At 74.0% G+C, this 23,467-nt stretch carries 24 protein-coding genes; 4 read left to right on the top strand and 20 right to left on the bottom strand.

From position 1 onward, the window contains the following. Positions 1-34: 34 nt before the first annotated feature. Together JOF54_RS18615 and JOF54_RS22075 are read left to right on the top strand one after the other, a co-directional pair. On the top strand, positions 35-664 hold the full coding sequence (locus JOF54_RS18615; RefSeq protein ID WP_210058522.1) for a response regulator: 630 nt from the start codon (positions 35-37) through the stop codon (positions 662-664). Continuing rightward, positions 661-1,956 carry a sensor histidine kinase gene (locus JOF54_RS22075; RefSeq protein ID WP_210058520.1) on the top strand — a complete coding sequence of 432 codons (1,296 nt, stop codon included), beginning with the start codon at positions 661-663 and terminating at the stop codon, positions 1,954-1,956. Before JOF54_RS18615 ends, JOF54_RS22075 begins: the two co-directional genes overlap by 4 nt. Here JOF54_RS22075 and JOF54_RS18605 read toward each other — a convergent pair. From JOF54_RS18605 to JOF54_RS18580, 6 genes are all read right to left on the bottom strand, one after another. After that, complete coding sequence (locus JOF54_RS18605; protein WP_245358196.1) at positions 1,899-4,826, bottom strand: DEAD/DEAH box helicase; 2,928 nt, start codon at positions 4,824-4,826, stop codon at positions 1,899-1,901. The genes JOF54_RS22075 and JOF54_RS18605 overlap by 58 nt on opposite strands. 12 nt (positions 4,827-4,838) lie before the next feature. Next, positions 4,839-5,750: a diacylglycerol/lipid kinase family protein gene (locus JOF54_RS18600; RefSeq protein ID WP_210058517.1), complete on the bottom strand. Its 912-nt coding sequence runs from the start codon at positions 5,748-5,750 to the stop codon at positions 4,839-4,841. 6 nt (positions 5,751-5,756) lie between these two features. Then, positions 5,757-6,686 (bottom strand): twin-arginine translocase subunit TatC, encoded by a 930-nt coding sequence (gene tatC, locus JOF54_RS18595; RefSeq protein ID WP_307804368.1) that lies wholly within the window; start codon positions 6,684-6,686, stop codon positions 5,757-5,759. A gap of 16 nt (positions 6,687-6,702) precedes the next feature. After that, positions 6,703-7,044, bottom strand: coding sequence for a twin-arginine translocase TatA/TatE family subunit (gene tatA / locus JOF54_RS22155; protein ID WP_210058515.1), 342 nt, complete (start codon positions 7,042-7,044; stop codon positions 6,703-6,705). A gap of 63 nt (positions 7,045-7,107) precedes the next feature. After that, the gene (locus JOF54_RS18585) at positions 7,108-7,338 is read right to left on the bottom strand and encodes a hypothetical protein (protein ID WP_210058512.1); all 231 of its coding nucleotides are present in this window, start codon (positions 7,336-7,338) and stop codon (positions 7,108-7,110) included. Between the two features lie 265 nt (positions 7,339-7,603). After that, a complete protein-coding gene (locus JOF54_RS18580) occupies positions 7,604-8,047 on the bottom strand; it encodes an Hsp20/alpha crystallin family protein (RefSeq protein ID WP_210058510.1) in 444 nt (147 codons plus the stop codon). Between the two features lie 106 nt (positions 8,048-8,153). Between JOF54_RS18580 and JOF54_RS18575 the strand changes: the two genes are divergently transcribed. Then, positions 8,154-8,468: a MerR family transcriptional regulator gene (locus JOF54_RS18575; protein ID WP_210058507.1), complete on the top strand. Its 315-nt coding sequence runs from the start codon at positions 8,154-8,156 to the stop codon at positions 8,466-8,468. Positions 8,469-8,470: 2 nt separating this feature from the next. On the opposite strand, the gene JOF54_RS18570 is transcribed toward JOF54_RS18575, so the two are convergent. Together JOF54_RS18570 and JOF54_RS18565 are read right to left on the bottom strand one after the other, a co-directional pair. After that, entirely contained in the window at positions 8,471-9,445 is a 975-nt protein-coding gene (locus JOF54_RS18570) for a helix-turn-helix transcriptional regulator (RefSeq protein ID WP_210058505.1), read from the bottom strand. Then, positions 9,442-10,422 carry a helix-turn-helix transcriptional regulator gene (locus JOF54_RS18565; RefSeq protein ID WP_210058502.1) on the bottom strand — a complete coding sequence of 327 codons (981 nt, stop codon included), beginning with the start codon at positions 10,420-10,422 and terminating at the stop codon, positions 9,442-9,444. The genes JOF54_RS18570 and JOF54_RS18565 overlap by 4 nt, the downstream gene beginning before the upstream one ends. 80 nt (positions 10,423-10,502) lie before the next feature. Here JOF54_RS18565 and JOF54_RS18560 point away from each other — a divergent pair, with 80 nt between their 5' ends. Then, entirely contained in the window at positions 10,503-11,642 is a 1,140-nt protein-coding gene (locus tag JOF54_RS18560) for a DUF3866 family protein (RefSeq protein ID WP_210058500.1), read from the top strand. Between the two features lie 144 nt (positions 11,643-11,786). On the opposite strand, the gene JOF54_RS18555 is transcribed toward JOF54_RS18560, so the two are convergent. From JOF54_RS18555 to pyrG, 12 genes are all read right to left on the bottom strand, one after another. Continuing rightward, positions 11,787-12,797: an FKBP-type peptidyl-prolyl cis-trans isomerase gene (locus JOF54_RS18555; protein WP_210058498.1), complete on the bottom strand. Its 1,011-nt coding sequence runs from the start codon at positions 12,795-12,797 to the stop codon at positions 11,787-11,789. A 57-nt stretch (positions 12,798-12,854) separates the two neighbouring features. Then, positions 12,855-14,231, bottom strand: coding sequence for a Pup--protein ligase (gene pafA, locus JOF54_RS18550; protein ID WP_210058497.1), 1,377 nt, complete (start codon positions 14,229-14,231; stop codon positions 12,855-12,857). A 43-nt stretch (positions 14,232-14,274) separates the two neighbouring features. Next, the gene (locus JOF54_RS18545; protein ID WP_307804366.1) at positions 14,275-15,030 is read right to left on the bottom strand and encodes a pseudouridine synthase; all 756 of its coding nucleotides are present in this window, start codon (positions 15,028-15,030) and stop codon (positions 14,275-14,277) included. Further along, positions 15,027-15,809, bottom strand: a complete 783-nt coding sequence (gene scpB, locus JOF54_RS18540; RefSeq protein ID WP_210058496.1) for an SMC-Scp complex subunit ScpB — start codon at positions 15,807-15,809, stop codon at positions 15,027-15,029. Before scpB ends, JOF54_RS18545 begins: the two co-directional genes overlap by 4 nt. Beyond that, complete coding sequence (locus JOF54_RS18535) at positions 15,809-16,663, bottom strand: segregation and condensation protein A (RefSeq protein ID WP_210058495.1); 855 nt, start codon at positions 16,661-16,663, stop codon at positions 15,809-15,811. The genes scpB and JOF54_RS18535 overlap by 1 nt, the downstream gene beginning before the upstream one ends. Next, complete coding sequence (locus JOF54_RS18530; RefSeq protein ID WP_210058494.1) at positions 16,660-17,049, bottom strand: hypothetical protein; 390 nt, start codon at positions 17,047-17,049, stop codon at positions 16,660-16,662. Before JOF54_RS18530 ends, JOF54_RS18535 begins: the two co-directional genes overlap by 4 nt. Further along, the gene (locus tag JOF54_RS18525) at positions 17,034-17,867 is read right to left on the bottom strand and encodes a ParA family protein (RefSeq protein ID WP_210059700.1); all 834 of its coding nucleotides are present in this window, start codon (positions 17,865-17,867) and stop codon (positions 17,034-17,036) included. The genes JOF54_RS18530 and JOF54_RS18525 overlap by 16 nt, the downstream gene beginning before the upstream one ends. Before the next feature lie 258 nt (positions 17,868-18,125). Further along, positions 18,126-19,055, bottom strand: coding sequence for a site-specific tyrosine recombinase XerD (locus tag JOF54_RS18520; protein WP_210059699.1), 930 nt, complete (start codon positions 19,053-19,055; stop codon positions 18,126-18,128). Positions 19,056-19,133: 78 nt separating this feature from the next. Further along, entirely contained in the window at positions 19,134-20,249 is a 1,116-nt protein-coding gene (gene ald, locus JOF54_RS18515) for an alanine dehydrogenase (RefSeq protein WP_210058493.1), read from the bottom strand. 140 nt (positions 20,250-20,389) lie between these two features. Next, entirely contained in the window at positions 20,390-21,016 is a 627-nt protein-coding gene (locus JOF54_RS18510; protein ID WP_210058492.1) for an NINE protein, read from the bottom strand. Positions 21,017-21,126: 110 nt separating this feature from the next. After that, the gene (locus JOF54_RS18505) at positions 21,127-21,801 is read right to left on the bottom strand and encodes an NUDIX domain-containing protein (protein ID WP_372443496.1); all 675 of its coding nucleotides are present in this window, start codon (positions 21,799-21,801) and stop codon (positions 21,127-21,129) included. Then, a complete protein-coding gene (pyrG, locus tag JOF54_RS18500; protein WP_210058491.1) occupies positions 21,798-23,465 on the bottom strand; it encodes a CTP synthase in 1,668 nt (555 codons plus the stop codon). Before pyrG ends, JOF54_RS18505 begins: the two co-directional genes overlap by 4 nt. Between the last annotated feature and the right edge of the window lie 2 nt (positions 23,466-23,467).

The following is a 23,467-nucleotide window of genomic DNA, read 5'->3' as shown; positions in this document are numbered from 1 at the left end:
CCCGGTCCGGCCGGGAGGGACGGACAGGAGCGCGATGATCACCGCGGTCGTGGGTGACGACCACCCGGTGGTGCGGGAGGGCGTCGTCCGGATGCTCGCCGCCAGCGGCGAGGTCGAGGTGCTCGGCGAGTGCGGCGACGGCGGCCAGCTGCTGGAGCTGGTGCGGCGGCTGCGACCGCAGGTGGCGGTGAGCGACTACCGGATGCCCGGCCTCGACGGCGCCGCGGTGGCCGAGGCCGTCCGTGACGAGGGCCTGGGCACCCGGGTGCTCGTGCTCTCGGCGTACACGGAGGCCTCGATCGTGTTCACCGCGCTGCAGCGCGGCGCCGCCGGGTTCCTGTCCAAGGAGGCCGGCCGGCGCGAGGTCCTGCAGGCCATCCGCGACGTCGCCGCCGGCCGGGACGTCGTCGCCCCCGAGCTCGCCGCCGCCCTCGTCGGGGAGATCAGGCTGCGCTCCGACACCGGACGGCCCCGGCTCAGCGGGCGGGAGCGCGAGGTGCTCACGGCCATCGCCGCCGGCAAGAGCGCACCGCAGATGTCGGTCGAGATGCACCTCGCGCTGTCCACGGTGAAGACCCACATCCAGCGCCTCTACGAGCGGCTGGGGGTGGCCGACCGGGGCGCGGCCGTGGCCGAGGCCATGCGCCGCGGGATCATCTCGTGAGCCTCCCGGCGGCGCCGCTCGCCGCCGGCGCCGGCCTGCAGTCGCTCACCACCGGGTCGGCCCGGGTCACCGCGCTGCTCCGGCTCCCGCTGGTCGGGCTCGCCCTGCTGGTCGGCCCCGTCGTCGACGAGCCCGCCCTCGCCCGGACGCCCTACCTCGCCGTCCTCGGCGCCTTCGCCGGCTGGGCGCTGCTGGTGCTCGTCTGGTCGTTCGGGCGGCCCGCCCCGCGCTGGGCCGGGCCGCTCACCACGGTCGTCGACCTCACGGCGGTGGTCACGCTCGCCGCCCTCTCCGGCGGGGCGACGTCCTACCTGACGCCGATCTTCTACGCCTACCCGGTGCTCGTCGTGTTCCAGTACCGGCCGCTGCTCAGCGGGGTGGTCAGCGGCTCCATCGCCCTGGCCTACCTCGCCGTCTGGCTGGAGAACCTCGGCCGCTCGGGCGGGCCCTCCCTGCCCGGGGTGGTCTGGCTGCACTTCGGCCTGCTCAGCTGGCTGGCGCTGTGCAGCACCGCGCTGACCGTCGTGCTGACCCGCCGCTCGCGGGCGGCGGTCGACCTGCTGACCCTGCAGCAGCGGGTGACGGCGGAGTCGCTGGCCGCGGTCCAGCGCCACGACGCCGCCCTGGCCGAGCAGCTGCACGACGGCCCGCTCCAGGAGCTCATCGCCGTCCGTCGCAACCTGGAGCAGCTGGACGAGACCGACGGGACGCCGGGCCTGCGCGCCCAGCTGGTCGCCCAGTCCGACGACCTGCTGCGCAGCACCATCCGGTCGCTGCGCGGGACGGTGACCTCGCTGCACCCGCAGGTCCTCGCCCAGCTGGGACTGGCTCCCGCCCTCCGCGAGCTCGGGGGCCAGGTGGCCAGGCGCAGCGGGCTCCGGGTGCACGTCGACGCCGTGGACGCCGGCGCGCCCGGGACGACGCCGACCGAGGAGGCCCTCGTCTACGGCGCCGCCCGCGAGCTGCTGGGCAACGTCGAGAAGCACGCCCACGCCGGCGAGGTGCACGTCCGGCTGAGCCGGCACCCGGCCGGCCTGCGGCTGGAGGTGCAGGACGACGGCGTCGGGCTGAGCCCGACGGCGACCCGCGACAAGGTCGCCACCGGGCACATCGGCCTGGCCTCCTACACGACCCGGCTGGCCGCGTCGGGCGGTCGGCTGGTGGTCGGCACCGCACCGGGCGGCGGCACGCGGGCCGTCGTCACGCTGCCGTCGCCGGCCGGGTCGGCCCGGGCTCAGGGCAGGTCGGCGCCGCTCAGGTCGTCGGCCGGCTCGTCGTCGTCCGCGGAGTAGGTGACGACGCCGCGGCGCATCGACCGGACGACCTCGTGGGCCACCTCGCGCAGCGGGCCCGGCCCGGCGGCGTCGGCGATCTGCCCGGCGAAGTCGGTGACCTGGCGGACCCAGCGGACGAAGTCCCCCGCGGTGAGGTCGGTGTCGGAGAGCACCTGCGCCAGGGATCGGCCGGCGGCCCAGCCGTAGGCGATCTCGCTGAAGCCCATGTCGGGCTCGGGCGCCCGGGGCAGCCGGGCGTCGCGCTCGACGAGGGAGACCGTGCGCCAGATGCGGCGCACCTCGGTCATCGCCTCGTTGCTGGCGTGGTCGGGCATCCGCGGCCGGCGGGCGCCGTCGTCGCTGCGGCGGGCCTGGAAGACCAGCGACGACAGCACGGCGGCCAGCTGGGGCGCGGAGAGGTCGTCGAAGACGCCGTCGCGGATGCACTCGGCGGCGACGAGGTCCAGCTCGGCGTAGATCCGGGCGAGCATCCGGCCGGCGTCGGTCACCCGGCTCTGGCCGTCGCCGCTGAGGTAGCCCTGCGACTCCAGGACCAGGCAGATCTTGTCGAAGTGGGTGGCGATGGTGTTGGTCCGCGTGGCGGCCCGCTCCTGGGTGCGGGCGTTCTCCCGCTCCAGCCGCAGCGCGCGCTCGGCCCAGCGGGCGTGCGCCTCGCGGTCGGGGCACAGGTGGCAGGGGTGCCGGCGCAGGGTGTCGCGCAGCGTCGCGATCTCCTCGACCAGGTCGCCCTCGGCCGCCGGACCGCGACGGCGGGTCGGCGTCAGGTCGACCTCGGCGAGCTTGCTGCGGAAGGCCGCCGACAGGTTGCGGCGCGAGGCCGGCTCCTTCGGGTTGAAGTGCTTGGGCACCCGCATCCGGCCGACGACCACCGGCGGCTGCGGGAAGTCGGTGACCGAGAGCCGGCGGACCTGCCGGTCGTCGGTCATCACCATCGGGCGGGGGCCCTGGTTCTCGACGCGCGTGCTGGGGTCGATGACGACGACCCAGCCCTGGCTCTTGCCGCTCGGCACGCGCAGGATGTCGCCCGGCTTGAGGGTGAGCAGCACCTGGACCGCCTCGGCCTGCCGGTCGGTCCGGCGCTCGCGGGCGGCGGCGGCCTCGAGCTCGGTGACCTCGGCCCGCAGCCGGGCGTACTCGGTGAAGTCGCCCTTGTCGCACTGCGCCTGCTCGAGGTACCCGCGGATGGCCTCGGTGTTCTTGGCCAGCGAGCGGGCGAGCCCGACGACGGAGCGGTCGGACTGGAACTGCGCGAAGGACTGCTCGAGCAGGGTCCGGGCACGCTCGCGCCCGACGCTGCCGACGAGGTTGACGGCCATGTTGTAGGTGGGCGCGAAGGACGAGCGCAGCGGGTAGGTGCGGCGCGAGGCCAGGCCGGCGACGGCGCGCGGGTCCAGCCCGGGCTGCCACAGGACGACGGCGTGCCCCTCGACGTCGATCCCGCGGCGGCCGGCGCGGCCGGTCAGCTGGGTGTACTCACCGGGGGTGATGTCGGCGTGGGTCTCGCCGTTGTACTTGACGAGCTTCTCCAGCACGACGCTGCGGGCCGGCATGTTGATGCCCAGGGCCAGCGTCTCGGTGGCGAAGACGACCTTGATCAGGCCGCGGACGAAGGCCTCCTCGACGCACTCCTTGAACGCCGGCAGCATCCCGGCGTGGTGGGCGGCGATCCCCCGGACCAGCGCCTCGGCGAAGCGGTCGTAGTCCAGGGCGCGCAGGTCGGAGGGGCTGAGCCCGGAGACGTGCCGCTCGAGGATGGCCGAGATCTCGACCTGCGCCTCGCGGGTGGTGAGCCGCACGCCGGAGGCGAGCAGCTGGCGGACGGCGCCGTCGCAGCCGACCCGGCTGAAGATGAAGACGATGGCGGGCAGCAGCCCCTCGGAGTCCAGCTGCTCGACCATCTCGGCCCGGCTGGGCGCGGCCAGCGAGCGGGGCCGGCGGCCGACGGCGTCGGTGCGCACGCTCTCGTTGCGGGAGCGGGCGGCCCCGCCGCCGTACGCGCCGCTGCCGTAGGCGACGGTCCGCTTGCCTTTGCCGTTGCGCCCGCGGGGGCGCCGGGAGTCGTCGCGCACGTAGCGGGACTCGTCGCGGGCCACCTTGACCAGGGCGGGGTTGACCTCGGGCTCGCGGCCCTTGGGGGCGGCCACCGCGGTGGGGGCGTCGTCGGCGAAGAGGTCGTAGATGGTGCGGCCCACCATCACGTGCTGGAACAGCGGGACCGGCCGGCGCTCGGAGACGACGACGGCCATCTCGCCGCGGACGGCGGAGAGCCACTCGCCGAACTCCTCGGCGTTGCTCACCGTGGCCGAGAGGGCGACCACCTGGACCGACTCCGCCAGCCCGATGATCACCTCCTCCCAGACCGCCCCGCGGAACCGGTCGGCGAGGTAGTGCACCTCGTCCATCACCACGTAGCCGAGGTTGGCCAGCGTCGAGGAGCGCGCGTAGATCATGTTGCGCAGCACCTCGGTGGTCATCACGACGACCGGGGCCTCGGGGTTGACCGAGGAGTCACCGGTCAGCAGGCCGACGTTGGCCGACCCGTGCCGGCGGACGAGGTCGGCGTACTTCTGGTTGGAGAGCGCCTTGATGGGCGTGGTGTAGAAGCACTTGCGGCCCTCCTCGAGGGCCAGGAAGACGGCGAACTCGCCGACGATCGTCTTGCCCGCCCCGGTGGGGGCGGCGACCAGCACGCCGGAGCCGTTCTCGACGTGGGTGCAGGCCTCGCGCTGGTAGTCGTCGAAGGCGAAGCCGTAGCCGTCGGCGAAGCGGGTCAGCAGGGGGGAGGACTGCCGGTCCCGGAACCTGCTGTAGGCCTCCGCCGGGCTGCGGGGAGCGCTGAGGTCGTCGTCCATCGCGGGGTTGGCCATGATGGACCCAAGTTACCGGGCGGTCGAAACCACCAGCGGGAGGACCTCCGGGGCCACGACGGCGTCCACCGGCACGTCGCCGAGCTGCTCGCCGTCGCCGAAGGTGACCAGCGGGGCGCCGTCCGCGGTCTCGCCGTCGACGCGGACGACGCGGGCCCGCAGCTGCTCGACGCACGGGTGCCGGGCGAACCGCCCCGAGGTCATCTGCGGCAGCAGCCGGAGCAGGGTCGCCCGGTGGACCGGGTGGATGACGGTGACGTCGAGCCAGCCGTCGGCCGGGTCGGCGGCGGGGCAGATCCGCATCCCGCCGCCGTAGCTGCTCGTGTTGCCGACGGCGACGAGCATGGCCTCGAGCTCGCGCGGGGCGCCGTCGAGGACCAGCCGGTACCGCAGCGGGGAGAAGACCCGCAGCTCGGCGAGGGCGGCGACGGTGTAGCGGCTCGAGCCGCGCGGGAAGGCCATCACGTTGGCGCGGCGGTTGACCAGGGCGTCGAAGCCGGTGGCCAGCACGGCGCCGACGTGGCGGCCGGCCACCGTCATCAGGTCGAGGTCGCGCCGGCTGCCGTCGGCGACGACACCGGCAGCGGCCACCGGGTCGTCGGGGTCCAGCCCGACACCGCGGCAGAGGTCGTTGCCGCTGCCCGCCGGCACGAGGCCGAGGAGGGTGGGCGTGGCGCTGGCCTGGTCGGCGCAGGCGTTGACGCCGAGGTGCATCATGCCGTCGCCGCCCATCACGGCCAGGACGTCGGCCCCGCCGGCCACGGCGGCGGCCATCGTCGCGCGGGCGTGCGCGTAGTCGGTGCTGGGGACGACGGCGACCTCGTCGCCCGACGCCTCGAGGCGGGCCCGGACGCCGGGCAGCGCCCGGCCCGCACGGCCCCGGCCGGCCGTCGGGTTGACGACCAGCACGATCCGTCGGGGCACGGGTCGCTAGCTCCCGCTGCCCCGGGTGCCGTCCGCGTCGTCGTCGTCGGCGTCGAGCTGCTTCAGCGCGACATCGTTCTCGACGCCGGACGCGAGCAGGCTGTCACCGTCGACGGCGGCCCGCCGGGCCTTCCGCCGGTCGAGGATGTGGGCGATGATCTCGGCCGCCAGGAACAGGATCGTCATGGGCGCCGCGAGGGCCAGCATCGAGAACGGGTCGGTCGACGGCGTCGCCACCGCACCGAAGACGAAGGTGCCGAAGATGACGTAGGTCCGGTACTTCGAGAGGTACCGGGCCGGCACCACGCCGAGGATGTTGAGCATCAGCACGACCAGCGGGATGAGGAACGCCGCCCCGAAGACGAGCATGATCCGCATCAGGAACGACAGGAACTGGTTGATGTCCTGCAGGTTGGTGACGCCGCCCTCGGTGAAGCCCAGCAGCACGCTGATGCCCTTCGGCATCACGATGTAGCCGACGGCCACCCCGGCGCAGAAGAGCGGCGTGGCGGCGCCGATGAAGAGCATCGCCCACTTCTTCTCCTTGGCCAGCAGGCCCGGGACGATGAACGACCACAGCTGCCACAGCCAGACCGGCGAGGTGAGGATGACCCCGGCCAGCGCCGAGACCTTGATCGCCAGGGTGAACGGCGAGGCGATGCCGTTGTTGACCACCTGCAGCGTCGCCTCGGGGTTCTTCGCCTTGAGGTCGGCAGCGGCCTGGTAGTACGGCGAGAGCAGGACGTCGATGAGGTCGCTGCGGAAGAACCAGGCCGCCGTCGTGCCGATCACGATGGCGAGCGCAGCCACGACGAGCCGGTAGCGCAGCTCTTTGAGGTGCTCGAAGAGGGTCATCGACCCGTCGGCGGGCGCGGCCGGGGGCCGGAGCCAGGCCAGGCTGAGCTTCAGGGGCCGGCCCTTGATCGTCAAGGACACGGTCGGGTGCTACCGGTCAGACGTCGCGACGGACGTCGGAGTCCGCCGAGCCGTTGGCCGGGCGCGACACCGGGTGCTGGACCTGCTCCGGGTCGCTGTAGGGGGCGCCGTTCACGCCGGTGCCGGGCTGGGCGTCGAACGAGCCGGTCGTCCCCGTGGTGCCGGTGGTGCCGGTGATCTCCGGGTCGCCCTTCTGCTCGCCCTTGAGACCCTTGGTCTCCTCCTTGAACTCCTTGAGGGCGCGGCCGGTGCTCTTGCCGAGACCGGCGAGCCGCGACCCGCCGAACAGCAGCAGCACGACAGCCAGGATGATCAGCAGCTCAGGGGCGCCGAGTCCGGCGATGGCGAGCACGTTCATGTTTCCTCTTCTCCGATGCGGCACTGCACGCGCCCGACGAACCGTCGTCCGGCGCCTTCGTCCTCATCGTACGTCGCGCACCTCGCGGGTCGGGCCGTTCGGGCCCGCGGGCCGCGGAGCGGTCTCCGGAGCGCCGACCTGGGCCAGCAGGTCCCCCAGCCGGGCGGCCTGGTCGCCCAGCACCGCCACCTCGCTCAGCAGGTCGGAGGTCTTGTGGGCGAGCCAGACGGCGTAGCCGACCAGCACGGCCAGCGCACCCAGCGCGAGGACGAGGACGAGGACCACCCAGAGCACCCGCGCAGTCTAGAGGTGCGAGCACGGGACGGGGTTGTGAGGACTTCGACCGCGTACTCCCGGTCGAAGTCCTCACAACCCTTCGGCTACCTCGAGCCTCGACCCGCACCGGGCCGCGCGCCTCCGTCGAGAGGAGGAGCGGGGTGGACATGCTCTTCGTCCACCCCGGCGACGACGTCGACGGAGGGCCGGAGCGCGGTCCGCGCCCGAGCGGAGCGAGGGCAGAAGGCCCAGCGCGGTCCGCGCCCGAGCGGAGCGAGGGCCATCAACGCTGCAGGACCTTGTGCCCCTCCCCCTCGACGACCCGGGACTCGTCGGACGACGTCACCGCGATCTTGCGCGGCTTGGCCTTCTCGGCGACGGGGATCTGCAGGCGCAGGACGCCGGCGTCGTAGGAGGCCTGGATGTGCTCGGTGTCGAGGTTGTCGCCGAGGATCAGCTGGCGGCTGAAGACGCCGCGGGGCCGCTCGGCCGCCACCAGCTCGGCGATGCCCTCACGGGCGGGCCGGTCGGCGCGGACGGTCAGCACGTTGCGCTCGACGTCCAGGTCGATCGAGTCGACGTCGATGCCGGGCAGGTCGAACTCGACGGCGAAGGTGTCGCCCTCGCGCCAGGCGTCCATGGCCATCAGGGCCGGCCGGGCCGGGGTGCCGAACACCTGCTGGGTGAGCCGGTCGAGGTCGCGGAACGGGTCGGTGCGCATCAACATGGGGGTCTCTCCCTTCTCAGATGTGGATGATGTGGTGCACCCGCCACCAGATCTGTGGTGACGGCTACAGATTGTTTATAGCATCAGTGCCGGATAGTCTTCAAGCGTGGCTGCAGGAGAATCTGGGTCGGACTCCGGGGAGGACGCGCGCGGCGTCTACGGCATCACCGTCGCGGCCGAGCTGGTCGGCACCGGGGTGCAGAACCTCCGGCTCTACGAGCGCCGCGGCCTGCTCACCCCCGGTCGGACCGCCGGCGGCACCCGGCTCTACAGCCGCGACGACGTCACCCGGCTGGGCCGGATCACCGCGCTGCTGGAGGCCGGCCTGAACCTGGCCGGCGTGGCCATGGTGCTGGACCTGCAGGACGACCTGGCCGACGCCCGGCGCGCGGCCGACGACCCGGCCCCGACGCAGGGCTGAGCTCAGTCCGCCGCCGGGGCGAAGAGCGCCGCGTACTGGTCGAGCGCCTCCTGGGCCGCCTCGGCCGCCGAATCCCCGGCCCCGGCCGGGGCGACGACACTGCCCCCGCCGCGCAGGCCCAGCAGCAGCCCGCGCAGCCAGCCCGGGTCGCGCACCCGCAGGGTCACCGTCAGACCCCCGTCGGCGCGGGCCGACGTCGCCTCGGTCGGGTAGTACTCCGCCACCCAGGTGGCCTCGGGCGCGAGGTCCAGGGTGACCAGCGGGGCGTCCTTGAGCGTCTCGAACCAGCCCTTGCTGAGGTCCTTGAGGACGACGTCGTGGGGCTCGACGGGCACGTCGGTCACCTCGACCGCCGCGATCCGGTCCAGCCGGAAGGTCCGCAGGCCCACCGCGGAGTGGCACCAGGCCTCCAGGTAGCCGTAGCCCTCGAGGACGAAGACGCGCAGCGGGTCCACCCGGCGCCGGGTGGTCTCGGCGCGGGAGGCGTTGTCGTAGGTGAGGTCGAGCTGCAGGCCGCGCTGCAGGCCCTCGCTGACCCGGACCTGGATCTCGTCCTGGCCGGCGGTGACGCTGACGCTGGCCTGGTCGGTCGGTGCCGAGCCGGACGCGGCCTCGAGCTTGCGCAGGGCGCGGTCGACGGCGGCCCGCTGGCCGGGTCCGGCGATCTCGCGCAGCGTCCGCAGGCCCAGCACCAGGGCGAGGGCCTCGTCGGTGGACAGCCGCAGCGGCCGGGTGAGGTAGTCGGCGTTGCTGAGGTGGATGACGCCCTCGCCGTCGACGGCGTCCATGTCGATGTCGATGAGGTCGCCGGGGGTGAGCCCGGGCATCCCGCACATCCACAGCACGGCGAGGTCCTCGCGCAGGGTCCGGACGCTGATGCCGAAAGCCTTGGCGACGTCGGCCATGGCGGCCCCGTCGTGCTCGCGGAGGTAGGGCACGAGGCTGAGCAGCCGGCGCACCTGGGCCTGGGAGGTCATGCCGCCCCGCTCGTCGCCGGCTGCGCCGCCGTGCGGGCGACGGCGGCCAACCCCTCGACGACGCGCTCGCGCAACGTGACCGGCTCCAGGACCACGACGTCGGCGGCGTAGCGGCAGATCTCCTCGGCGGCCGAGCCCAGGTCGGAGAAGGCGACGACGTGCACCTCGAAGCCGGCGGGCAGCGCGACGTCGGTGCGGCCGGGCCGTCCGCGGCGACGGAGCCCGGGGGCCCGTCCGGCCCGCAGCGCGAGGACGGCCTCCTCGGTGGGCTCGCGCGGGGCCAGCGCGCGGGCGAGCGAGCGCAGGTCGAGGTCGGCGGGCACCTCGTAGGCGCCCGGCTTGGACTCCCGGCGCGGCAGGTCGGCCATCCGCGAGAGCTTGAACATCCGGGTGGCGTCGCGGTCGACGTCGCGGCCGATGACGTACCAGCGGCCCTTCGAGGACGTCATGCCCCAGGGCTCGAGGGTGCGGCGGCTGCCGTCGCGGTAGGTGAAGCTCATCCGGATCCGCTCCAGCACCGCGACCCAGAGGGGCTCGAACCCGGGCTCGGTCGCCTGCACCGACGGCTCCAGCGACGCGAGCAGCGACGGGTCGGGCTCGACGCCGGCGGCCCGCAGCTTGGCGATCGCGCTGCCGGTCGACTCGGCCATGCTGGCGTGCTGCCAGACCCGCGCGGCGACGCCCACCACCGACGCCTCCTCGGCGTCGAGGTCGATCGGCGGCAGCTCGAACTCCCCCGGCAGGATCCGGTAGCCCGGCTCGTCGTCGAAGAGGGGGTCGAAGGTGCCCACCTCGATCGGCACGCCGAGCGCGCGCAGCTCGTCCTTGTCGCGCTCGAAGGTCCGCTCGAAGGCGGCGTCGGTCAGGTCGTGGTAGCCCTCGACGGCCTCGCGGATGCGGCTCTTGGGCACGAAGCGGCCGGAGACCAGCAGGCAGATGGTGAGGTTGAGGATGCGCTCGGTCTTGCGCGGTGCCATGCGTGCGTTCTCCTCACCCGCTCGGGGGCCACGGGTCGCCGCTAGGTTAACAGCCGCCACCCACGGCATAGGGTCGGCGCATGATCATCTGGGCCGACGGCCGGGTCAGCGCGGTCCGCGGGGGCTGGCCGGGGGCGGTCGAGCTGGTCGTGGAGCGCGCCGACGGCACCGAGGTGCGGGCGCTGGCCTACACCGCGCTGATGGCCGCGCCCCTGGTCGGGGACCGCGTGCTGCTCAACGTCGCGGCGCTCGAGCGGGGCCTCGGCACCGGCGGCTACGCGCTGGTGATCGCCGCGCTCACCCCGGACGGCGACCTGCGCGGCCAGCCGCCGCAGCCGGCCGGCCACCTCGTCAAGGCCCGCTACCTGCCCCAGCAGGCGATGGTGGCCGGCGCCGACGAGCAGGGCTCGCCGCACCACGCGCTGCTGGCCGACGCCGACGACCTCGACGGCCTCCCGGTCGTCGTCGCCGACCTGCACTCCGCGCTCGCCCCCGCCCTGCTCGCCGTGGCCCACGACCGGCCCGGCACGCGGGTGGTCTACGTGATGAGCGACCAGGGCGCGCTCCCGCTGGCCTTCTCCCGCACGGTCGCCGCGCTCCGCGAAGCCGGGCTGCTGGCGGCGACGGTGACGGTGGGCCAGGCCTTCGGCGGCGACCTGGAGGCGGTGACGGTGCACTCCGGCCTGCTGGCGGCCCGGCTGGCGCTGGGCGCCGACCTCGTGGTGCTCAGCCAGGGACCGGGCAACCTGGGCACCGGGACCCGCTGGGGCTTCTCCGGCGTCGGCGTCGGCGAGGCGGTCAACGCCGCCGCGACCCTGGGCGGCCGCCCGGTCGGCTCGCTGCGGATCTCGACGGCGGACGCGCGGCCGCGCCACCGCGGGCTCTCCCACCACAGCGTCACCGCCTACGGCCGGGTCGCCCTGCTGCCCGCGGACCTGGCGGTGCCCGACTTCGCGGGGGCCGGCGCGCTCGACGGGATCGAGGGGCTGGACGCGGTGGTCGCGCTGGCCCCGGAGGTGGAGGCGGCCGCCGCGGCGCTCACCCGGCACCGCGCCGTGCGGGTGCCGCTCGCCGGCCTGGACGTGGCCCTCGCCGGCTCCCCGGTGCGGCTGACGACGATGGGCCGCGGCCTCGACGGCGACCCGGCCTACTTCCTCGCCGCGGCCGCGGCCGGCCGGCACGCGGCCGCGCTGGTGGACACCGCTCCCCCGTCGGTCTGACGCGAGCCGGTCGGACCTCCGCGGCCTGAGCCTGTCGGACCTCCGCGCCCTGAGCCTGTCGGACCTCCGCGCCCTGAGCCTGTCGAAGGGCCTTCGACGAGCTCAGGCAGCGGTGGTCGGCTCAGGCAGCGGACAGGCTCTGGACTACTGGCCGGCCTGGGTGAAGAGCAGGTCGACGACCATGACGAGGGTCTCGCCCTTCTCCACCTTGGGCTGGGCGTTGCCGTCGGGGTAGCCCTTGTCCGGGGGGATGACGAGCAGCACGCGGCTGCCGACGGTCTGGCCCTCCAGGCCCTCCTGCAGGCCGGCGACGAGGCCTGAGAGCGGCGAGCTGCCCGGCTTCTGGCCGTAGGACTCCTCGACGAGCCGGCCGTCCTGCCAGATCTGCCAGCGGTAGGCGAAGGTGATGGTGTCGCCGGCGCCGACCTTCTTGCCGTCGCCCTTGATGAGCGGCTGCACGACGAGCTTCGACGGCGGGTCGGTCTTCGGAATCGTGATGACGGGCTTGTCGAGCGGCCCGGACACGGTCGGCAGACCGGCCGCGGGCTTCACGGCCGTCCCGGTGGGCTCGCTCAGCTGGACGTCGACGATGTCGACGACGAAGACGAGGGTGTCGCCCACCTCGATGCCGGCCTGCGCGTTGCCGCCCGAGGCGTCGTAGCCGTCGGAGCCGGGCATCGCGATCAGCACCCGGCTGCCCTTCTTCTGCCCCGTCAGGCCCTTGCTGAAGCCGGGCACGACCTGGTCGAGGGAGAAGGCCACCGGCTTGCCGGCGCTGAACGACTCGTCGAACTTCTTGCCCGTCCGGCCGTCGACGCCGTAGTAGTTGACCTCGACGGTCTGGCCGGCCCCGACCACGGCGCCGTCGGAGCTGTCGAGGACCTTGGTGCGCGTCTTGTCGATCGCGTAGGGCTTGTCGATCGTCACCTTCGGGGTCTTGCCGTACGCCCCGCTCACGTCCACCTTGGCGAAGTCCTTCGACGTCGGCACCTTGGCGGGGGTCGCGCTGGGCGTCGCCGACGCGCTCGCCGAGGCGCTCGGGACCGCGCTGGCGGAGGCGTCGGTCGACGGCTCGCCGTCACCGCCGCAGGCCGCGAGGAAGAGCGAGCCGCTCAGGGCGAGGACGAGCAGGGACGTCTGGGGGATCGCACGCACCGGACGACCTTACCCGGCCCGGCTGGGCGCCACCTGTGCGCGCGAGCGGGGCCGGGCTCAGAAGGTGGGCCGGCGCATGGAGGCGATCAGCCGGTCCACCCGCTCGTCGACCGCGACGAACGGGTCCTTGCAGAGCACCGTGCGCTGGGCCTGGTCGTTGAGCTTGAGGTGCACCCAGTCGACCGTGTAGTCGTTGCGGCCCTCCTGGGCGGCGCGGATGAAGTCGCCGCGCAGCTTGGCCCGGGTGGTCTGCGGCGGCACCGACTTGGCCCGGAAGACGGCCGGCTCCGTCGTCACCCGGGCGGCCTGCCCGCGCTCCTGCAGGATGGAGAACAGCCCCCGGCCCCGGCGGATGTCGTGGTAGGCCAGGTCGAGCTGGGCGATCCGCGGATCGGCGAGGCTCATCTGGTGCTTGGCCGCGTAGCGGTCGAGCAGCTTGAGCTTGATCGCCCAGTCCACCTCGGTGTCGATGAGGGCCAGCTTGTCCTCCGCCACGGCGCGCAGCGTGCGCTCCCAGAGGTCCAGCACCCGGTCGATGACCGGCGTGCCGAGGTCGCCGCGCGCGACGAACTCGGCGACCTTCTCGTAGTACTCGGTCTGCAGCTCCAGCGCGGAGATGCGGCGGCCGTTGGCCAGGGCGACCTGGACCTGGCCGGTGCGGTCCCGGCTCATGTCGCGGATGGCCCGGATCGGGTTCTCCAGGGCGAAGTCGCGCATCGGGACGCCCGCCTCGATCAGCCGCAGCACCAGCTCAGCCGTGCCGACCTTGAGCAGCGTCGTCGTCTCGCTCATGTTCGAGTCGCCGACGATCACGTGCAGCCGCCGGTAGCGCTCGGGGTCGGCGTGCGGCTCGTCCCGGGTGTTGATGATCGGCCGGCTCCGGGTGGTCGCGGAGGAGACGCTCTCCCAGATGTGCTCGGCCCGCTGGCTGACGCTGTACTCGGCCCCGCGCGCGGTGTGCAGGACCTTCCCGGCCCCGCAGATCAGCTGGCGCGAGACCAGGAAGGGCACCAGCACGTCGGTGATCTTGGAGAAGTCCCCCACCCGGCTGATCAGGTAGTTCTCGTGGCAGCCGTAGGAGTTGCCGTGGCTGTCGGTGTTGTTCTTGAACAGGTAGATGTCACCGGTGATGCCCTCGCTGGCCAGCCGCTGCTCGGCGTCGACGATGAGGTCCTCGAGGATCCGCTCGCCCGCCCGGTCGTGGTTGACGAGCTGGACGAGGTCGTCGCACTCGGCTGTGGCGTACTCGGGATGGGAGCCGACGTCGAGGTAGATCCGCGAGCCGTTGCGGAGGAACACGTTGCTGCTGCGCCCCCAGGTGACCACCCGCCGGAACAGGTAGCGCGCCACCTCGTCCGGGGTCAGCCGGCGCGTCCCCCCGGACGTGCAGGCGACGCCGTACTCGGTCTCCAGGCCGTAGATCCGGCGGTCCATCGCCCTCCTCGCCTCGCCGTGGGGTGCTGCCCGGGGACCGGGGTCAGCTGCTGATCAGGTCGAGCAGGCCGCCGAGCTCGTCCCGGGTGAGGTCGCGCAGGTCCCCGCTCTTGAGGGTGCCCAGCCGCACCGGGCCGATCCCGGTCCGCGAGAGCTTCCGCACCGGGTGGCCGACGGCCTCCATCGTACGGCGGACGATGTGGTTGCGGCCCTCGTGCAGGGTCAGCTTGACCAGCGAGCGGTCCTCGGCGGTGGAGACGAGCTTCACCGAGCTGGGCCGGACCGGGCCGTCGTCCAGCACGATGCCCTCGCGCAGCCGCTTGACCGTCGCCGGGTGCATCTGGCCCGCGACCTCGGCCAGGTAGGTCTTGGGCACCTCGAAGGACGGGTGCGCCAGCTTGTGGGCGAAGTCGCCGTCGTTGGTGAGGATGATCAGCCCGTCGGTCTCGGTGTCGAGCCGGCCGACGTGGAAGAGCCGGTTCTGCTTGCCGGGACGCTTGCCCTCGAGCAGGTCGTTGAGGTTGCGGCGGCCCTCGGGGTCGTCCATCGTCGAGACGACGCCGCGCGGCTTGTTGAGCACCAGGTAGAGGTGCCGCCGGGGCGGCGGGATGCGGGAGGCGTCGACGCGGATGGTGTCGCGCTCGGGGTCGACGCGCAGCCCCTGCTCGGTGACCACGCGGCCGTTCACCTCGACCCGGCCCTCGCTGATCATGATCTCGCAGGCCCGGCGGGAGGCGAGGCCCGCCGCGGCGAGCACCTTCTGCAGGCGGATGCCGCCCTGGTCGTCGTCGTTGTTCACTGCTGGTCCTCAGGTCGGTCGTGCGTGGTCCCGGCGGTCGCCTCGGCGGGCGCGTCGGGGATGTTCTCGTCAGGGGTGCCGGCGTCCGCGGTGCCGGCGTCGGGGGTGCCGGCGTCGGGGGACGGGACGGCGGCGAGCTGGCCCAGCTCGGCCTCCAGGGCCGACGCGTCGGGCAGGTGCGGGGCCAGGGCGGGCAGGTCGTCGAGGGAGCGCAGGCCCATCCGCTCCAGGAAGTGGCTGGTGGTGGAGAAGACGACCGCGCCGGAGTCGACGTCGTGGCCGGCCTCCTCGATCAGCCCGCGCGCCAGCAGGGTGCGGATGACGCCGTCGACGTTGACCCCGCGGACCGCCGACACCCGGCCCCGGGAGATGGGCTGGGTGTAGGCGATGACGGCGAGCGTCTCCAGCGCGGCCTGGCTGAGCCGGGACTGCTGGCCCTCCAGGACCGTGGCCGCGATGAGGTCGGCGTGCTCGTCGCGGGTCCAGTAGCGCCACCCGCCGCCGACCTCGCGGAGCTCGAAGCCGCGGTGGGTCTCGTCGTAGAAGCGGACGAGGTCGGCCAGCGCCTCGCGGACGACCGGCTCGGGGGCGCCGAGCGCCGCGGCCAGGTCACCGGTGCGCCGCGGCTCCTCGGCGACGAGCAGCAGCGCCTCCAGGGCCCCGCTCACCTCGGCGGGGGTGGGCACGTCCTCCGCGACCAGCGAGGGCTGGGCCGGGCCCGGCTCCGCGGTCGCGGGGTCGCCGGCCGGCGTGCCGGCGGCGGTCGTGCTCTGGCTCATCAGGGTTCCTCGCTGGGGGTCGGGGGGACGTCGAACTCGTCGGAGATGTCCAGCTCGCCCTCGTTCGACCCCGTCCAGCGTACGGTCAGCTCGCCCAGGGCGGCGACCTGCTCGAACGCGACGGCGCCCTCGCGGAACAGCTCCAGCAGGGCGAGGAACCGCGCGACGGTGGTGATCCGGTCCGGGGAGTCCCCCGTGAGGGCGCGGAAGGTGAGCGCTCCGGTGCGGCGCAGCCGGTCCACCACCAGCCGGGCCTGCTCGCGGACGCTGACCGCGGGCGCGTGCAGGTGCGCCAGCGAGACGACGTCGGCCTGCTTGGGCGCCAGCGCCTTCGCCGCGAGCGCCGCGAAGGCCTCGGGCGTGATCGTCAGCACCACCTCCGGCAGCAGCCGGGCGAAGCGCGGCTCGAGGGCGACGTCGCGCGGGAACCGGCGGGCCTGCTCGTCCAGGGTCGCGGCCAGGTGGCCCGCGACCGTCTTGAAGGCGCGGTACTGCAGCAGCCGGGCGAACAGCAGGTCCCGCGCCTCCAGCAGCGCGAGGTCCTCGGGGTCCTCGACCTCGCCCGAGGGCAGCAGCCGGGCGGCCTTGAGGTCCAGCAGGGTCGCGGCGACGACGACGAACTGGCTGGTCTGGTCGAGGTCCCAGTGCGCGCCGGCGGCCTTGATGTGGCCGATGAACTCGTCGGTGACCCGCGACAGCGACACCTCGGTGATGTCCAGCTTGTGCCGCGAGATCAGCTGGAGCAGCAGGTCGAAGGGGCCCTCGAAGTTGGTGAGGTGCACGTGGAAGCCGGGCGGCCGTCCGCCGTCGGGCGCCGTCGCGGTGCCGCGGGACCGGTCCGGGGCGGCCGTCACGGCGGGGACAGCCGCCGGACGAGCTCGGACTGCGCCCCGTGGGCCTGCAGGTCAGCCACCAGGGCGGCGATGGCCTCCCGGACGATCCGCCCGCGGTCGACGGCCATCCCGTGCTCGGCCCGCAGGGTCAGCCGCGCCTGCTCGAGGGCGACGAGCTCGTCGCTGCTGACGTAGACCGTGATCTTCTCGTCGTGCCGCACCCGGCCGGAGCCGCGCACGGGCCGCCCGGCGCCCGGGGGCCGCGGGGCCTCGGCCCTCGGCGCGTCCTGCTGGGGCCCGTCGGGTGCGGGCCGGTCGGTGCCGGGGTCGGCGGGGGCGGGCGGCTCGGGGGCCTGGGTGGGCCGGAACAGCTCCGACGCCCCCGGCAGGCTCACCCGGCGTGGCATCGGGCCAGCACCTCCCGGGCCAGGTTGCGGTAGGCCTCCGCCCCGGGCGAGCTGGTCGCGTAGGTGGTGATCGGCTCCCCCGCCACGGTGGTCTCGGGGAACTTCACGGTCCGCCGGATGACGGTGTGGAACACCCGCTCGCCGAACGCCTGGACGACGCGCTCGAGCACCTCGCGGCTGTGCAGCGTCCGCGGGTCGTACATGGTGCCGAGGATGCCGAGGATCTCCAGCCGCGGGTTCAGCCGGTCCTGCACCTTGGTGATGGTGTCGTTGAGCAGCGCGATGCCGCGCAGGGCGAAGAACTCGCACTCCAGCGGCATGATCACCTTGTCCGCCGCCGTCAGCGCGTTGACGGTCAGCAGCCCCAGGCTGGGGGCGCAGTCGATGAGGATGACGTCGTAGCGGTCGCGGACCTTCTCGAGCACCCGCAGCAGCGTCTGCTCGCGCGCCACCTCCGAGACCAGCTGGATCTCCGCGGCCGAGAGGTCGATGTTGCTGGGCATGATGTCCAGGCCGGGCACGTTGGTGCTGTCGATGACCTCGTCGACGCCGGTGTCCCGGGTGAGCAGCAGGTTGTAGACGCTGCGCTCGAGGGTGTGCGGGTTGACGCCCAGCCCGACCGAGAGCGAGCCCTGCGGGTCGAAGTCGACGAGCAGCACCTTGCGGCCGAGCTCGGCCAGCGTCGCGCCCAGGTTGATCGTCGTCGTGGTCTTGCCGACGCCGCCCTTCTGGTTGCACAGCGCGATGATCATGGCCGGGCCGCCGGTGGGCGGCGGCGGCTCGGGCAGGTCGGGCCAGGGCCGGCCGGTCGGGCCCATCACGGGCTCGGGGATCAGCGGCTCCTCGGTGACCGGTGCGCCGGGCACCCGGAACTCTTCGGTGCGGGCGCCGTCCTCGGCGGGGTCGAAGAGCGACTCCACCCCGGCGGTGCTGACCGGGGGCTGCCCGACCGACGGGTGACCGCCGGCCTCGTCGGGCTGCTGCACTCGGGTCCTCCTCGGGTCTGCGTCGGCCTGGTCGGGCGGGGGCACGACCGGGCCGGGGCGGGCACCGTCCGGCGCGCGCTCCGGGTGAGCCTAGTACGCGCGCGGGTGGGAGGTCAGGTACACCTCGCGCAGGTGGTCCACCGTGACGAGGGTGTAGATCTGCGTCGTCGTCACCGACGCGTGGCCCAGCAGCTCCTGCACCACCCGCACGTCGGCGCCGCCGTCGAGCAGGTGGGTGGCGAAGGAGTGCCGCAGGGTGTGCGGGGAGACCTCGGTCCCCAGCCCGGCCCGGCCGGCCACCTCCTGCAGCACGGCCCAGGCGCTCTGCCGCGACAGCCGGGCGCCCCGGGAGCCGAGGAACAGCGCGGGCGAGCCCGCCCCGCGGGCCGCGAGCGCCGGCCGGCCCCGGACCAGGTAGGCGGTGAGCGCGGCCCGGGCGAACGAGCCGAGCGGGACCAGCCGCTCCTTGCGGCCCTTGCCCAGCACCCGCAGGCCGGCGGCCGGGTCGTCGAGGGCCCGGCTGACCTCGTCGACGTCGAGGCCCACCGCCTCGGAGATGCGGGTGCCGGTGCCGTAGAGGACCTCGAGCAGGGCGGCGTCGCGCAGGCCCAGCGCGGTGTCGGTGGGCGGCACCGCGAGCAGGGCTTGGACCTGGTCCACCCTCAGCGCCTTGGGCAGCCGGCGGCCCGGCGTGGGCGGTCGCACCTCCGCGGCCGGGTCGGTGGCGCTGACCCCCTCGTCGACGGCGAACCGGTGCAGGCTGCGGACGGCGACGACGGCCCGGGCGACGCTGGCGGGCGCGAGCGGGGCGACGGCCCAGCCGTCCCCGTCGTCGGCGGGCACCCCGGCGCGCAGCCGCATCGCGTGCTCGGCCACCAGCGCCGGCGTCACGGCCGCCGGGTCGTGGACGCCCTCGCCGGCCAGGAAGGCGGTGTAGCGCCGCAGGTCACGGCGGTAGGCCTGCAGCGTGTGCCGCGACACCCCGCGCTCGACCACGAGGTGGTCGAGGTAGGTCTGCACCAGCCGGGCGACCGCCCCGTCCCCGCCGGCCGGGACCGGGGCGGGGACGGCGTCGGGCTCGACCGCGACCACCGGCGGCTAGGCCAGGACGTCGGCGAGCTCGCGGTGGCCGACGCCGTGCGAGGCGGCGACCGGGGCGCTGACCAGCGCGCCGTCATGGGTGTTGAGGCCGAGGGCGAGCGCCGGGTCGGCCCGCAGCGCGTCCTGCCAGCCGCGGTCGGCGAGGCTCACCGCGTAGGGCAGCGTGACGTTGGTGAGCGCGTAGGTGGAGGTGTGCGGCACGGCACCGGGCATGTTCGCGACGCAGTAGAAGATCGAGTCGTGCACGCGGAAGGTCGGCTCGGCGTGCGTCGTCGGCCGGCTGTCCTCGAAGCAGCCGCCCTGGTCGATGGCGATGTCGACGAGGACGCTGCCCGGCTTCATCCGCGCCACCAGGGTGTTCGTCACCACCGTCGGCGCCTTGGCCCCGGGGACCAGCACGGCGCCGATCACCAGGTCGGCGTCGAGCACGGCGCGCTCCACCTCGAAGGCGTTGGAGGCCACGGTCTGGAGGTGGCCCTGGTAGATCTTGTCGGCGTCGCGGAGCTTGTCGATGTTGCGGTCGAGCAGCAGCACCTCGGCCTGCATGCCGAGGGCGATGGCCGCGGCGTTCATGCCGGAGACGCCCGCGCCGATGACGACGACCTTGGCCGCGTAGACCCCGGACACGCCGCCCATCAGGGTCCCGCGGCCACCGCCCTGGGCCATCAGGTGGTAGGCGCCGACCTGCGGGGCGATCCGGCCGGCGACCTCGCTCATCGGGGCCAGCAGCGGCAGGGCACCGCTCGGCAGCTGCACCGTCTCGTAGGCGATCCCGGTGACGCGGCGCTCGAGCAGCGCCTGCGTGCACTCCTTGTTGGCGGCCAGGTGGAGGTAGGTGAAGAGCAGCTGGCCCGGCTGCATCCGCGGGTACTCCTCGGGCACCGGCTCCTTGACCTTCATGATCATCTCCGCGTCGCCCCAGACCTGATCATGGTCGGCGACGATCTTGGCGCCCGCCGCCGCGTACTCGTCGTCGGGGATGGAGGAGCCGAGCCCGGCGCCCGCCTGGATGATCACGTCGTGCCCGTGGCGGACGAGCTCGGTCACCCCGGACGGGGTGATCGCCACCCGGTACTCGTGGTTCTTGATCTCGGTCGGGACTCCTACCAGCATGCGGTCTCGCACTCCTCAGGTCGGCTCGGGTGGCCGCGTCGTCGCGTGCCTGAGCATAGATCCCCCACCGCCCCGGGCCGCGGGCGGCACGCCCTCCCGCTGCGCCCGCGGGGCCGGGCCCGCGGAGCCGGGCGCGACGGTCAGCGCAGCGGGATGCCGCGGCGGTCGGCGGCGAAGCTCGGCGAGCCGACGAGGATGAGGATCCCCTCGACCACCGACCACACCCAGACCAGCGGGGCGAGGATGCCGAGCGAGAGCACCGTCAGCAGCAGCTGCAGGACGGCCACGCCGCTCCGGCCGAGGTAGAAGTTGTGCACGCCGAAGACCCCGAGCAGCAGGCCGAGGACGCCGGCCCCCACCCGCGACTTCTGGGCGGCGTAGAGGCCCTGCTGGTAGGCCAGCTGCCGCGGGTCGGGCTGCAGGGCCCAGGACACGGCCGGCGCGGTCTCGTACGGGTTCGGGGCGGCCGGAGCCCAGTCCTGCGGCTGCGGCGGCCAGGGCGCGGGCACCGGGTGGCGCTGCGGGGGTGCGGGCGGCCAGGCCGGGGCCGGGGTGCTCGCCGTCAGCGGCACCCAGGACGGCCGGTGCTGAGTCGACGGGTCCTGGGTCACGGGCAGCTGGACGGTGGGCTCGGCGGCCGAGGGCGCCCAGCGGGGCGTCGCCGGACCGGTCGGGTGCAGCGGCACCGTGGGCTCGGTGCCGGACGGGGTCCAGCGCGGTGCGGTCGGCCCCGGCGCGGTGGGCTCGGGGTTCGAGGGGTGGGTCATGCGGGCTCCCAGGGGACGGACGGCCCTCCCCGCCGGAGGACACACCCACGATAGGCGGCCTCCGGAGCGCCCAGGCGTGCCCCGGCGCGAGCGGGCCGAGCGGGCCGGGCTCAGCGACGGGTGGCGGTGACCAGGTGCTCGCGGGCGGGCCAGGGTGCGTCGGCGGGCCGCAGCGGGGTCCAGCCGCGGGCGCGGGCGGCGTCGGCGGCCAGCACCCCGGAGACCAGGCTGGGGTTGTGCAGCCGACCGGCCAGGACGGCGTCGACGAGGTCGGACAGCGGGGCCCAGACGACGTCCATGTCGGCCTCCTCGCCCTCGCGGACGAAGCCGTCCGGCGCCGGCGCACCGCGCAGGTCGCGGGCGAGGTAGACCCGGATCGACTCCCCGACGATGCCGGGGGTCGAGAACTGGTCGACGAGGACGTGCCACTTCCCCGCGGCCAGGTCGACCTCCTCGGCCAGCTCGCGCTGGACGGCGGCCAGGTAGTCCTCGCCCTCGACGTCCAGCAGGCCGGCGGGCGGCTCGACCAGCCGGTGCCGGACGGGGTGGCGGTACTGGCGCACGAGGGCGACCCGCTCCTCGGCGTCGAGGGCGATCACCGCGACCGCGCCGGGGTGCTGGAGGTACTCGCGCTGGATGAGCGAGCCGTCGGGGGTGCGGACGTCGTCCTGCCGGAAGTCGGCGATGTGCCCGTGGCCGAGGACGGTGCTGCCCTCGACCGGCCAGGCCAGCGGGACGTCGACCAGCTCGGCCGGGGACAGGACGACGGGGGCGCCGTCGCTCACCGGCGGCCGTCCACGGGGAGCCGGGTCGCCAGCTTGCGGTCCAGCGCCGCCTCGACCAGCCCCGCGAACAGCGGGTGCGGCCGGGTGGGCCGCGACTTCAGCTCGGGGTGGGCCTGGGTGGCGACGAAGTAGGGGTGCACGTCGTCGGGCAGCTCGACGAACTCGACGAGCCGCGAGTCCGGGGAGGTGCCGCTGATGACCAGGCCGGCCTCCTCGAGGCGGTCCCGGTAGGCGTTGTTCACCTCGTAGCGGTGCCGGTGCCGCTCGGTGACGTCGGTGGTCCCGTAGCGCTTGGCCACCACGGAGCCGGCCAGCAGGTCGGCGGGGTAGGAGCCGAGCCGCATGGAGCCGCCCAGGTCGCCGCCGCCGTTGACGATGGCCACCTGCTCGGACATGGTCGCGATCACCGGGTGCGGGGTCTCGGGGCTGAACTCGGAGCTGTCGGCGCCCTCGAGCCCGGCCAGGTGGCGGGCCACCTCGATGACCATCACCTGCAGGCCGAGGCACAGGCCGAGGATCGGCACCTGGTGCTCGCGGGCGTAGCGGACGGCGCCGACCTTGCCCTCGACGCCGCGGATGCCGAACCCGCCGGGGATGACGATGCCGTCGACGTCGGCGAGCGCGCGGGCCGCGCCCTCGGCGGTCTCGCAGCCGTCGGACTGCACCCAGCGGATCTGCACCCGGGCCCGGTTGGCGAAACCGCCGGCGCGCAGCGCCTCGCTGACCGAGAGGTAGGCGTCGGGCAGGTCGATGTACTTGCCGACCAGCGCGATCACCACCTCCTCCTTCGGGTGGTGGACGCGCTCCAGCAGGTCGTTCCAGCGGGTCCAGTCGACGTCGCGGAAGCGGAGGTCGAGGCGGCGGACGACGTAGGCGTCCAGGCCCTCGGCGTGCAGCACCTTGGGGATGTCGTAGATGCTCGGCGCGTCGACGCAGGCGACGACGGCCTGCTCGTCGACGTCGCACATCAGGGAGATCTTGCGCTTGACCGACTCGGGGATCTCGCGGTCGGAGCGGCAGACGACGGCGTCGGGCTGGATGCCGACCTGGCGCAGCGCGGCCACCGAGTGCTGGGTGGGCTTGGTCTTGAGCTCGCCGCTGGGGCCGATGTAGGGCACCAGGGAGACGTGCAGGAAGAAGACGTTCTCGCGGCCGACGTCGTGGCGGACCTGGCGGGCGGCCTCGAGGAAGGGCAGCGACTCGATGTCGCCGACGGTGCCACCGATCTCGTGGATGACCACGTCGATGTCCGGCCCTCCCATGGCCAGCATCGAGTCCTTGATCTCGTTGGTGATGTGCGGGATCACCTGGACCGTGTCGCCGAGGTAGTCCCCGCGGCGCTCCTTGGCGATCACCGAGGAGTAGACCTTGCCGGTGGTGACGTTCGCCTCGGCCGAGAGGTCGACGTTGAGGAAGCGCTCGTAGTGCCCGACGTCCAGGTCGGTCTCGGCGCCGTCCTCGGTCACGAAGACCTCGCCGTGCTGGAACGGGTTCATGGTGCCGGGGTCCACGTTGAGGTACGGGTCCAGCTTCTGCATCGAGACGCTGAGGCCGCGGGCCACCAGCAGCGAGCCGAGGCTGGACGCCGTCAGGCCCTTCCCGAGCGAGGAGGCGACCCCGCCGGTGACGAACAGGTGCTTGGTGTACTTCTCGCGTGCTCCCACGG

The organism is Microlunatus capsulatus, from assembly GCF_017876495.1.
GTDB lineage: Bacteria > Actinomycetota > Actinomycetes > Propionibacteriales > Propionibacteriaceae > Microlunatus > Microlunatus capsulatus.
The sequence above is the reverse complement of the archived record's forward strand: the minus strand, read 5'-3'. Positions and strand labels throughout refer to the sequence as shown.

Coding starts and splice junctions, on each gene's coding strand:
- JOF54_RS18615 (WP_210058522.1), top strand. CDS start 35: ATGATCACCGCGGTCGTGGGTGACGACCACCCGGTGGTGCGGGAGGGC.
- JOF54_RS18605 (WP_245358196.1), bottom strand. CDS start 4,826: ATGGCCAACCCCGCGATGGACGACGACCTCAGCGCTCCCCGCAGCCCG.
- tatA (WP_210058515.1), bottom strand. CDS start 7,044: ATGAACGTGCTCGCCATCGCCGGACTCGGCGCCCCTGAGCTGCTGATC.
- JOF54_RS18580 (WP_210058510.1), bottom strand. CDS start 8,047: ATGTTGATGCGCACCGACCCGTTCCGCGACCTCGACCGGCTCACCCAG.
- JOF54_RS18570 (WP_210058505.1), bottom strand. CDS start 9,445: ATGACCTCCCAGGCCCAGGTGCGCCGGCTGCTCAGCCTCGTGCCCTAC.
- JOF54_RS18565 (WP_210058502.1), bottom strand. CDS start 10,422: ATGGCACCGCGCAAGACCGAGCGCATCCTCAACCTCACCATCTGCCTG.
- JOF54_RS18560 (WP_210058500.1), top strand. CDS start 10,503: ATGATCATCTGGGCCGACGGCCGGGTCAGCGCGGTCCGCGGGGGCTGG.
- pafA (WP_210058497.1), bottom strand. CDS start 14,231: ATGGACCGCCGGATCTACGGCCTGGAGACCGAGTACGGCGTCGCCTGC.
- scpB (WP_210058496.1), bottom strand. CDS start 15,809: ATGAGCCAGAGCACGACCGCCGCCGGCACGCCGGCCGGCGACCCCGCG.
- JOF54_RS18530 (WP_210058494.1), bottom strand. CDS start 17,049: ATGCCACGCCGGGTGAGCCTGCCGGGGGCGTCGGAGCTGTTCCGGCCC.
- JOF54_RS18525 (WP_210059700.1), bottom strand. CDS start 17,867: ATGGGCCCGACCGGCCGGCCCTGGCCCGACCTGCCCGAGCCGCCGCCG.
- ald (WP_210058493.1), bottom strand. CDS start 20,249: ATGCTGGTAGGAGTCCCGACCGAGATCAAGAACCACGAGTACCGGGTG.
- JOF54_RS18510 (WP_210058492.1), bottom strand. CDS start 21,016: ATGACCCACCCCTCGAACCCCGAGCCCACCGCGCCGGGGCCGACCGCA.